This is a genomic window from Draconibacterium sp. IB214405 (genome assembly GCF_033963885.1).
Taxonomy (GTDB): Bacteria; Bacteroidota; Bacteroidia; order Bacteroidales; family Prolixibacteraceae; genus Draconibacterium.
In genome coordinates, this window is the sequence record NZ_JAXBMA010000001.1 from 94690 (window position 1) to 107535 (window position 12846).

The 12846-nt window shown below is 42.2% G+C and carries 3 protein-coding genes; all 3 read right to left on the minus strand.

What is annotated here, in order from left to right:
- Window positions 1-42 precede the first annotated feature (42 nt).
- Window positions 43-9150 (minus strand): Ig-like domain-containing protein, encoded by a 9108-nt coding sequence (locus SLH46_RS00305; RefSeq protein ID WP_320279133.1) that lies wholly within the window; start codon window positions 9148-9150, stop codon window positions 43-45.
- Between the two features lie 207 nt (window positions 9151-9357).
- Complete coding sequence (locus tag SLH46_RS00310; RefSeq protein WP_320279134.1) at window positions 9358-10074, minus strand: hypothetical protein; 717 nt, start codon at window positions 10072-10074, stop codon at window positions 9358-9360.
- A 1060-nt stretch (window positions 10075-11134) separates the two neighbouring features.
- On the minus strand, window positions 11135-12322 hold the full coding sequence (locus tag SLH46_RS00315) for a hypothetical protein (RefSeq protein WP_320279135.1): 1188 nt from the start codon (window positions 12320-12322) through the stop codon (window positions 11135-11137).
- Between the last annotated feature and the right edge of the window lie 524 nt (window positions 12323-12846).

Here is a 12846-nt window from a genome sequence, read left to right on the forward strand (position 1 = left end):
GCAGGTTAAGTTACAAAAATCATTCCGTAAAAACCAAAACTCCTAGTAAGCCAACATCACTGTACCATTCTTAACTGTACCTAATCCATCGTTCAGTATCAGCACATAAATGTAGTTACCGGCAGGCAATCCACCCGATCGGCCAATGGTTAAGCGATTTTCAGAAGTTCCCCACCACCATGCATCTTCGTAAGTTCCCCAAACATCGAGGTTACCATAGTGCTCTTTTTCCCACAATTTAACACCGTTTCGGTTGAAGATCATCAGTTTCGCATTCGGATACTTCTGGATACACAGAATCTGGAAGAAGTCGTGAACACCATCGTCGTTTGGCGAGAATCCTTCCGGAATGAACAACTCACAGTTCAATTCAGTATCCAGGTATTCCGGATAACCATCAAGGTCGAGGTCATCGTCGCTATAATCGCCGTTACCATTCAGGTCCTCATTTACTGTCAGGTAATCATCATCTTCATCGTTAATATCGCGCCAGTCGCGTGTTCCGTCACCGTCAAAGTCTTGCAGCGGAGCATTACTTGCAGTTTCGTTACCATAATCTGCCCAGCCCGAATAAGTATCGTAAGCATCATCCAGACCATCGCGGTCTTCGTCGCTGTACCATCTTAATACATCGGCAATACCGTTATTATCGTCGTCGTGTCCTTCAATCAAGTCCCAAACACCATCGTTATCCGAGTCAATATCCAGATAGTCAGGCATTGAATCACCATCAGTGTCTGTAAGATCCTCATCGAAGGTAATTACACCACCAATTGTTACATCGTAAATATCATCCCAGCCATCGCCGTTTTCATCAATTCCCGATGGCGGTATGTAGTTATGTTCTCCCTGACCTTCAATATTATCAACGATACCATCATTATCGGAGTCGATATCCATGTAATCCGGGATTCCGTCATGGTCAGAATCGATCAATCCCATTCCATCTTCAGGCCAGTAACCACCATTTTCAATATTATCCCTGATTCCGTCGTTATCATCGTCGATATCAATTGCATCAGCAACTCCATCGCAGTCGTTATCTGCCACACGTTTAATGTAAACCCAGGCAGTATCGCACAGCGATGGAATTCCGTCATCGCAAATCACATACTGGAAGCTGTCGGTTCCGAAGAATCCTTCGAATGGTATGTATTCAAAGTTTCCGTTCGGGAACAATTCCAGATAACCACTGTCAGGCTCAGTTACAGGAACAGGATTCACTGTAATATTATCTCCATCAGGATCGGAATCATTCAGGATAATATTTCCGAACAAGTCGCCACACGGTACTTCAAAGTAATCGTCAACAGCAAGTGGTGGATTATTTTGCGGACGTACAGTAATAAATACGATCGCTTCTCCACATTCAGGCTCACATGGAATACCATCATCGCAAATAGTATAACGGAATACATCCGGTCCTTCGTAATCCAGATCCGGCGTATAAGTAACGATACCTGTATTATTGTCAACAACTACGGAACCATGACTCGGACCAATCACAATACCAAGCGACGCAAGATTAATATTTGTCTTCAGGTCGTAGTCGTTATTGGTTACCGGAATTTCAACAGCAACATTCACTGCAGTAACAGCTGAGTCATTCACCACATTTGGAGGAATGTTACCAAATACCTCAAACTCGGCAGTACATGAGTCTGCATTGCCGTTTACATCGTATGCAATTGCAGTAATGTATGTTGTTCCGATATCCTCGCAATCCAGTAGGTATCTATCGAGCAGTACCGTATCAATTCCGCATTCATCCGATACATTGTTAACCACGTCATTCCATGTTAAAACATATTCACCGTACTCATCCAATTGAATAGTTTGCAAAGGTTTACAAACTATTTCAGGAGCAATAGTATCAACAACGGTAACAATACTAGTACAGGTATCGCTTAATCCGTAATAATCGGTAACAATTAGAGAAACCGAATTCTCTCCAACTTCATAACAATCAAAACGATCAGGTGTTATCTGGTATGTTTCTATACCGCAATTATCCCACGAGCCATTATCAATATCAAGATAAGTAATAGTTACCACACCTGTCTCATCGAGATAAACAGTAATATCCTGGCAAACTGCCGTCGGAGGAACGGTATCAACAACGGTGATATTTGCTATGCATTCTGCAGAAAGTCCTGCCTGATCGTAAACAATTATTCGTGCCTGTGCTCCCGATTCAACATCTTCGCAGCTTATCGCTGTTAGTTCGATCACCACTTTCATATCTTCAGGAGCTGTACAATTATCGTACATGCTGTCGATCATCGCAACTGAATCCTGAACAGTCAACTGGTAATTTCCGTTTTCATCCAGGTAAACCGTAATATCAGCACACCAAACTTCAGGTGCTTGGTCGTCGGTAATCAGGTAATAAGTAGTATCGCGGCCAATGTTTCCGCAGAAGTCGGCAATACTGAAATAGAAGATCACCTGCGAACGACCCGGCTCCAGAATTATGGCAGTATCGCGAACCGTAAATGATGACGGATCGATTGTACAATTCGGATCGTAAGCATCAGTTCCATTTATCGACAAGAAATCTGCAAGCGTTTCTATTCTTGGAACCACTGTTGACAGACATTCTGCGGTATCTCCCTGAGGAGCCACAACTACCGGTGGAACATCATCGAAGAAATAAATCATTTGTGTACATGAATCCACTCTTCCGTATATATCTTCAACCACATAAGTACGCTCAACAGTCATACAGTATTCGCTCGAATCTATTCTGTCAATACTGCTTAAATCGGCTACAATATCCACCGGAGAATAATAACCTCCATACGCTATAAACTCAGCAATGTTGGTTGCCGCAGGGTATTGTGTTATGTCCGGACATTCAATAATGGTATCAGGCGGACAACTGAACTCCGGCTCGAATGCGAGCAAGGTCACTGAAATACTATCGTAACAGCCAATGTTATCGCTCACCTCTACCCAATAATCTCCGGCGTACAAGTTGGCTATAGTTTCAGAAGTGGCTGTATATCCATTAGGTCCATTCCAGTTGATGGTATAGACTCCGCTTCCATCATTAATATCAAGATCGATCCTTCCAACTGGATTTGGATCGTAGCCCTGATCAATGTGTGTTTCAGAAAGCCTAATTGCAGGAAGAATTTCAACTACAATATCGGCCGGACCGGCACACTGACCCGAGTCAGGATAGAAAATATAAGTAAACGTTCCGGCCACATCCGTTGGAATTGAATCAATTTCCCAATGACCGGTAATGCCATTTTTAGAAGTATCAGGTAATACCGGAGAAGGAGTAAATTGACACAGCGGACTTAATCCGTCAAATTCAGCAACTTCATCCAGAACTACAGTAATCTTCTGAACCATCGGCACATCATTACAACCATCTGTAAATGTATAAAAACGATAAACAACACCCGGTTCATCAATTCCGCCTAATGAATCTTTCACGTGAATTATCTCCACATCTCCACAATCATCTGTTGCAAATATGCTTGCATCGATGTAAGGCTCCGGTACATCACACGACACTGTAATTTCGTTTTCGAAGTCTGTAACAACCGGCGCAATGGTATCATGAACGTATATCAGCTCTGTTACTTCAGTTCTATTATCGCAACCATCCCTTAACTCATAAATTCTTTCGATTATGATTGGACAAGTACCAATTGAAGTCTGCCCTTTCAAAGCAATACTAAGCCTATTTAGTGAACAATTATCAGAAACTATATTCCCACTAACTGTCAACACATCATAAACATTAGAATAGTATGGAGTCAGCGTCTCATTGCAATAGAAATGTTTATCCGGCAAGGTTGCAACAGGCACTTCATTATCCAACACCTGGAATACCTGGGTACATGTTTCTTCCTGCCCTACATCATCCCTGATATGATAGGTTCTAGTTATGGTTGGGCAATAAGTACCTCTCACTACATCAGTATAATAGAAGGTATCGATTGGAGCTGTATGATATACACTACCACCTGCTGCCTCAAATTTTTCGACGGTATTATAAACAGGTCTAAAATCATAACATTGGTAATATACTTTTGGCAAACCTGAACAATCGAGTGCAAGATCCACATCCGAATAAACCCTTATTTGGTGCTCACATTGATTTGGGTTACCACAATGGTCAGCAACCTCATAAGTTCTCGTAACAAGGATATGATCCGAAAGTGTTTGTATCCGTTCATCAATCATTGTAAAACTTACAACTGCACAATTGTCATCAAACATACCTCCGTTAGCTAAGAAATCGATGGAATCGTAGGCGGCCGGAATTAATCCGGTTGCAACAGAGAAATTATCAGGACAGCTTATTGTCGGAGCTTCCTGGTCATTAACAATTATCCGGTGCGTTGCACTAAGCGTGTCTCCACAAAGGTCAACGATACTGTATGTACGAATCTCTTCGTAACAATAAACTCCGTTAGATATTTTTAAAATATCGAAATGGAATGTTGAAGTATCAAGCCCGCATTCAAGGGAATAAACATCAGCAGTTGTATCCAGCGCCAGATATTCTGAAAGCGAAGTTGCAACAGGATAATTTTCGAGATCTTCGTAACAAATCTCATCAGCCAGTGGAGCCATGTATTTGTCGATAGGAACTGGCTCAAAAATCGTTGCAGTAATTGTGGTGGAACAATCATACGTATCCCAGACCATTAGCGTGTATTCACCTGCAGGCTGGTTGTACAAGTTCTGAGTTGAATCTACCACATCGCCAGTTTCATTTGTCCATTCGTATTTATATCCGGTTCCTTCCGTGCCACCGTTCACACTAACTTCGATGCTACCGGTTGACTCGCCTGTAACCAATACATGTATTATCGTATCGAGGGCGATCTGCAATTCATCAGGTTGCTCAATTGTTACATCTAAAGTAGCCTTACATCCGAGTGTATCAGTTAATGCGTCGGTTATGGTTACCGTGTATGTACCGGCCGTTAAACCTGTAATATTCGGTGTTGTTGCTCCGTTACTCCACAAGTAGGCATATGGTTCTACTCCGCCGCTGACATTAATGCTGATAGAACCGGTGCTGTCGCCATAACAAAGCACATTAACGGAATCGGCAATTATTAACGGATCACTGATCACAACATGCAACCACGATGTATCAGGACAAGCCGTTGCACTTCCTAGAATATTGAAGTCATCGCCTGTTTCGGTATAAGTTTCACCTTTCGCTTCCCAGTAATATTCGACACAGGCGTAAACCGTATCATAAGTTGAACCACCTTGCAAAATAGTGGTGTAAAGTATTACCATTGAATCGCAGCCTTCGTCATTCGTAATCGTTGCCTGATAAATACTGTCCGTTTGCGTTTGAATTGGTATACCGTTCCAATCTGGCACAATCTCGTCCATACAGTATGTTTCGTAAATCGAAGCAGTATCCGGTGCCAAAATCGTAACGTCATAAATAAGAGTTGAGTCGCAGTCAAACTGGTTTGCCGCAAATAAGGTATCAAAATATATCTGAGACTGATCGAAAGTGATCAATTGATTATTGATCATGGTATCACCAGGTCCGGCACAGAAGGTATAATACAGCATTGTGTCGGTTACCGGGTTAATGGTTACCTCATAATAATATAAGGTATCGCAACCCGTAGGTCCCGGAATATTATGAATGTAGACACTATCGATTTCTGATGATATTGCATATTCGTACCAGTCGGCAATAGGCTCACCAAAACAGAACTGTTCTCTAATTGTATCTTTAAAGGCAGGGACAATATTCACCACCAAAGTTAATGTGGAATCGCAATCCCAGACTTCTGTTGGCCATGTAGTAGTGTAAGTACTATCCATAAATGAACTTATGGAATGTCCTTCCCAATCCTCTGTTACACTTCCTTCACATAACGTCAGGAACATGGTAGTATCGTACAACGGATGCGAAATTATCTCTAACTGAAGTCGTAGTGAGTCGCAACCGGCGGCATAATAAAGTGTATCGAAATACATGCTGTCGCGATTGCCGGCATACCACGTATTATCCCAGAAGAACGAATCGCTGGCACACAGGTCAACAGTAAGCATACTATCGATTGGTCGAAGTATCTCAACATCGAGATAAACAATGGAGTCGCAACCAAACTGATTTTGCAAAATATCAGTGTAAATGCTATCGGTGTACGAATCTACCTGATGAACGGTAATTACACCCCATGCAAACAGAGGCTCTCCTTCACAAATTGTGGTATCGATGGTTACTGTGTCCGGAGGAAGAATCGTTACGTCATAGGTTAGTAGCGAGTCGCAGCCAAACTGGTTAGCATTGTACAATGTATCCAGATATATTCGTGATTCGTCGAAAGTAATAGTCCTGTTATTCAAAATGCTATCTCCCGGACCGGCACAGAAAGTTAACTCTAGTAATGTGTCTGTTACCGGAAGAACAAACACACTGTACTCAACAATAGAGTCACATCCAAATTGATTTGAAAGTACGGCTTGATAAACACTGTCGTGCTCGAGCACTATTGTAATTTCATTCCATACAAAGTCCGGTTCATCCTGACAGAATGTGCTATCCATAAAAGTCGTATCAGGAGGATTGATCGTTACGTTATAAGTCAGGAACGAATCGCATCCATACTCATTCATTCCAAACAATGTATCGAGATAAACCTGGCTAAAATCGGTTTGTATTAAGCGGTTATTCCATTGAAACGTATCAGCTCCTGCACAAAGCGTTGTGTCAAATTCGGCATAAGTTACCGGTTTGGTAAACACTTCGATGGTTACCAGAAGCGAGTCGCAGTGTGAGTCTACATAACGAACTGTATCGAGGTAAATGCTGTCGCGATCCGGTAAAATGGTGATGTTTCCATATGGCTGCTGAGGCGCATCGTTTTCACAAATGTAGATCGTTGTATCATAATATTCCGGGAAAAGTACATCAACATACAAAGTAACAATCGAGTCACAGCCCCATTGGTTTACCAGTGTATCGCGATAAGAACGATCTGCGTCGCTTGTGATGATTATATCTTCGTTCCAGGTAAACGGATCGGTGAACGCACATACTTCCATCGAGTCGTATACATAGTCTGGCGGATAAACGTCGATATGGAAATTATCGGTGGCATCACAACCATATTCATCAATAATTGTATAGGTGAGATCAAAGCCTCCCGGTCCTGAATTCGCAAAAATAACATTTTGTTTATCTGTTCTGTCGAGTAAATAAGCATCTCCCGTCCAGGCTTGAGTAATCACTCCTCTTCCACCTTCTGGATTACCAAATAGAATCAGTTCCTCGCCCACACATAAAATAGAATCATCAGCAGTAATATCCACCGTAATTAGTGGAGGTTCTACTAAATGAAACTGTTCTGTTAACACACAAGTGTCGGCATCGGTAACGGTAACAGTATAAATTCCGGCCGGAATATTCATCAAGCTATCTACTGTACCCAAAACTGTACCTGCAGTATCGGTCCACTCAAAAATATAAGGAGGCCTTCCTTCCGTAATATCAAGCCTGATGTTCCAGGGATCAAGGTAACAAAGTGCACTATCAATGCTTACTTCCATTACCATCATCGGTATTTCGTTCACATAAACACTCAAAGTATCAGCACATCCAAGCGCATCGGAAACGTAAACCGTGTAATACTGATCACCTGCCAGGTTGTAGACATCTTTGGTGGTAGCGATTAAACTGTCGGCCTCATTAAACCACTCGAAATAATAATATGGAGCATTACCCAGCCGGTTTCCACCACTTACCGCAAGGTGAATTTCACCCGGCTTATCGCCATCGCATCGCACGTCAATACTGTCCGCAGTTACAAGTAGCGGTTCAGGCTCGTCGATGTAGACCGAATCCCAGGCCATACATCCATTAAAGTCGGTTATTGTAGCAGTTATCCATCCAGGAGCAAGGTTGAACGCCCAGGTTGAATCCTGAATTGGGTCAGAATTCCATAAATAAGTATACGGCCCTGTTCCATCGGTTACAATTACATGGGCATAACCATTGTTAAATCCGTAACACTGAACATCCATAGCACTGTCGATTAGTGCTATCAGCGGATCAGGTTCATCCACGATTACAGTATCGTACACCTCACATCCATATTCGTCAAAAACACGAAGGAAATATTCTCCACCTGCCAGATCAAAGATTGAATCTTCACTGGCTGTATAACCATTTGGTCCGGTCCATTCAAATGAAAGCTCCCCGGTTCCTCCCTGGGCCGATGCCCAGATAAAACCATCGGCATAACCATAACAACTCACGTCCCTTACACTATCGATGGTTGCCAACAATTGTGGAGGATCAAAGAGCTCAACAGTATCGATATCGACACAAAGGTTGCCATCGGTCACGGTTAGTATGTAGGTTCCTGCCCACAATCCTCCAATACTGTCGGAATTAACAGATACAAATCCCGGAGGTCCTTCCCAGCTATAAGAAAATGATGGTAACCCACCATCAATACTTGCAATTATGTAACCGGTGCTGTCGCTATAACAGATCGGATCGTGAGGATCAAGTGTAATTTCGGGTGAACTAAATAAGAAAGTAACGGTATCGTATACCGGCTCGCAAGTATTGTTTAAGGCAAAACCATCCGCTTTTAAAACAAGCGACACTTCACCATTTGCTATATCCGTGGGTCCAAACCGGTAGGTTGGATGCAACCGACCGTCATCCACAAAGCTTCCGTCGCCAAGTGTTTCCCAATAAAGGGCACTGTAATTCCAGGCCGTGTCGCCCGACACAATTAATTCAGGCACCTGGTCACAAAGTATACTATCCGGTCCGGCGTATACGAATGGTTCCTCAAACACCTTCACATAACCTTGTTCAATAGTATCACATTTATGCTCAGAAAATACCTTAACGACAATGTCAAATTCACCTTCTACTTCCCAGCGATAACCAATCTGGTTCCCCCAGGTTGTATCGGTACCGTTAATTTCGATAAAATCTTCACCTGTAGGGAAAATAGTATCGTTAATTTGTCGGTCAACAATTTCCCAGTAATACGTATAGCCGGCTTCGCCATCTCGGCGATAAGTACGTTCGGCTCCAATACATACTGAGTCGATGACATAGTTCTCCTGGGCGAGCAGATTTGCCGCCATCAGCAGGAAGAATACTATGTACATCAATCGTTTCATATTTTATAAGCTACGAGCTGCGAGTCGCTAGCTACGAGTTTTATTTTTTGCTTGTCCTTCTTTAATGAAGCTTCATGTTACAAGACTCTTGCTTCAAGTGAGTTTTTGTTTTGACAAACGTTATTTATCTATTGCCTATTCATCTACTCAAAAACTCATTTACCAATTCCCTTCATCATTAAAATTAATCCTTTCCTCTCTCATTCACTAATTCTCTTCTTTTAGGTAAATCGGTTGTTTAGCCGGTTTCGGATAAATAACTATACCGGTACCCGGTTGCTCAACTTCCGTAAATTCACGAGCTATTCCACAACCATCAACAACTTCCATTATCCAAAATGTATGTTCTCCTTCCGGCAATGGTTGTGTAATTGGTATCGTAATCTCTGGATCGTCGGTATGTCCAACTAGATTTACAGTATTTCCACCATCACTATAGGCATATTGGAAATCCCACGGACCAGTACCTGTAAATACTACACGGACATTAACCGGTTCATCTATACAAACGGAATCACCATAAACAATTGGTGGTGGTGGCTCAACAATTTCCATTCGGAAAACCATCAGGTTATTGGTACACTGTACTTCATCCCATGCCATTACTTTTATAAAATACTCGCCTGCAGGAAGGTTAATAATCCGGACTTTTGAAACATCCCGGTAATCCCCATTCTCAAAATATATAGCCGACTCCATATCACCCTGCGAAATGGCAAAATCACTGTCGCCACCACTGTATATATCCCAGGTATATTCATCACCGGGCATTTGTTCAATTTGCAGGGTAAGTGTATCACACTGAGTTACCTCAAAAAACGGCACAGCTTTAGCGCCATCCTGCGCCCAACTATAGCCACAGGCAAGCATTACCGGGAGTATTCCCAGTATCCATTTAATGATATGTTTTCTCAGTCGGTTCATATTTAATAGCTGCGAGCTTTTAGTTTCGAGCTACGAATCTTTAATTCTTCTTTTGTTTGACTATCGTTTTTAAAGCTACAAGTTGCAAGACTCAAGCTTCAAGAACTTGAACCACATTAGGCACATAGCGCACAATAGTTTTTTGCATCTTGCCTACTCATTCTTAAATCTCAATTCGTTATTCTCCTTCCTTTTGCCTTCAACATTGACTTTTCCTCCTGCAAGCGAACATAAGCCGTGCAGTAATCGCGGAATGTCTTTGTTGGATTTGGTGCATAAATCACCCTGTGCACTCTGTTTCTTCCGTGTGTTCTCAGTAGTTTTACATTTTTAACCACCGAGTCCCCAGAGAATTCACAGAGTGGCACCGAGGATTTTTTATTAAGCGAGACAAGCCCGTTGCCCATAGCAAACCGAATTGCCGGTGCACGGCCACGGGGCCCGTCGCGCATATGTAGCAATAGCTGGCCTCCGGTCATTTTTGTCATTCCGAACGCAGAGAGGAATCTGTAACTTTCGAGCTCTGCTGTTGCAGATCTCTCAGTCGTCCCTCCTTCGAGATGACAATAGGACTGGCTAATCCGTAGTGGATTTCCCTTTCTCCCAGGCGGTGCATTGCCTTTACTGATGTTGTGTAGATTATTGTTCACATTTCATCATGATTTTATGTTTTCAAGTTTTGCGTTCCTCAAATTGACTGTCATTCCGAACGAAGAGAGGAATCTGTTAATCCTTTGCTCCGCTGTTATCGATTTCTCGTCACTTCATTCCTCGAAATGACAAAAAACTTCGAGATGACCAGCTCGTTTTTGAAACGCCGTTTCTTTCGTATGCCTACAACCAGGCTTTTCTCCAAAGTGCTCCGCCCTGCTGGCGGATGGTTCTATTCATCCTTAATTATTAATCCTTTCCATAACCTTTTTGAATTGCCCAGGGCGAAGAGCAAAGGGCATGTTGCCCCCGCTCGTAACGCACTGTGCTATCTTTTCAGTCTGTTGACTGATATCTTGTCCCGATAAATCGGGATTAGGTTATGAAAAAGCAAGACCCAATATCTAATCTAGTCTCGTTGCTTTGGTACGTGATCATTAGGTAGTGCCGTATTCGTATCAACCGTGTTACCCACAGGGGTATTAGGTGTAGCATCGATAGTAGGACGAGGATTCTTGTTGTGAGTTGCTTCATCTGTCATATCATAATCAGCAGATGAAGGATCTGTACAGTCCGCATCCTCCATATCCCATTGATCAGTAGAATCATAACCATCTGCAGCTATTCTAACTGGTTGCATTGCCAATGATTCGTAAGTGTTGTTATGTATAATTAATCTAACCCAGAATGAAACACCAGTAGTAACGTAGGATGGATCAGCAGCAGTTAAATCAACGCCATCAAAATGAGTACTGTCCCCCTCAAGAATCGGCTCTTCAACAGTACCAGTAATTGGAGTTCCTGCCTGCGCTAGTGCAAATGTTTCTGAAATCATTATATCTGCAGTTTGAGAACCATTTAATCCTTCAACCAAAGTAATTACAGGTGTAAAACTGTTTACAAAATTGGCTGCAGCGACCTCAAAATAAAGAGTGTCATCTCCATAATCCATCATTAATGAATCCAACACACTATTCCATGTTGCACTCTCTACATAGTCAACACAAGATGCAGTATCAACATCCCAATCCATGGTTGCACCATTCTGATCTATGTTTGCAATATCAATGGTAAAGGCAGGAATTGGATTTATCTCATAGACCTCAATATTATCCGCACAGTTCACGCCAGTTCCATAACCAACAACAAAAGTTGGAGACGGAAATACTGTTTCTGATGCCACTCCACCATCGCCACTATACAATGTATTAGCTAAAATCTGGGGAGACCATTCAATGTCAACATAATTATTTGCACTAGATGTACCATAATGGCCACTTGCAGAAAGTAGTTCCCCAACTGCTACATTTAAACTATCAGGAGTTATAACACCTGCTTCAATAAAAGCAGAATCTTTTGTAGCGAACCATATCCACTGATCCACAAGCTCTGGACCGGGATCATCCATTTGATAACGATACACATTACCTGGCATAGGATGTAAAGGTTCCGATCCTGCACAATTCAGATAATCAATATACTGATTAAAGCCATTAGGATCTGTTACTCCCTGATTAAGGGCTTGTCCAAACGCACTTCCAGTCCCGACTAAAATAGCCGCGACAAAAAACGTTAGAATTAAAATTTGCTTTTTCATAATTAAAAATTTTAATGTTTAGTTGTTCTTTGGTTTAAATCAAGTGAAATAACAAGTGGCATGTGTACCCCCTCCTCCCGACGCTCGCTACACTCGGTCGGGATACTCCCCCCTGCCTGCGGTAGGCAGGCTCACGAGGGGGAGAAATTTGGCCGGTGGTAAATTGGAAGGTTTAGTTACCTTCCCATGCCCTTAGCAATTCTCCTTTCAATAAACTTCAGAACGTTTTCATTTTGTTTGTTTGTTGATTGACATTTTGATTTATGGTTGATTGTCAATCAGTTTTTTAACCTATTAATTTTCAAGTTACACCCTCTGTCCTCCGGACATGCTCCGTCAGCTGACAGAGAACATGAATCTTATACTACTCGAGCAATTATTCATTTCCTTATTACATTAGGTTTGTTCAACATTTCAAAGTACCTCTTCTACTTTTCGAAGAGGTTGTTTTTTTTCACCCTCTCCTTTAAAGAGAGCCTGCACTTATCTGAAACTTTAATCGTTCCAGTTTGGCTTTATAAGCC

Bases quoted from the DNA above. Each gene is read 5' to 3' on its own strand.
- SLH46_RS00305 (WP_320279133.1), bottom strand. From the start codon at position 9,150: ATGAAACGATTGATGTACATAGTATTCTTCCTGCTGATGGCGGCAAAT.
- SLH46_RS00310 (WP_320279134.1), bottom strand. From the start codon at position 10,074: ATGAACCGACTGAGAAAACATATCATTAAATGGATACTGGGAATACTC.
- SLH46_RS00315 (WP_320279135.1), bottom strand. From the start codon at position 12,322: ATGAAAAAGCAAATTTTAATTCTAACGTTTTTTGTCGCGGCTATTTTA.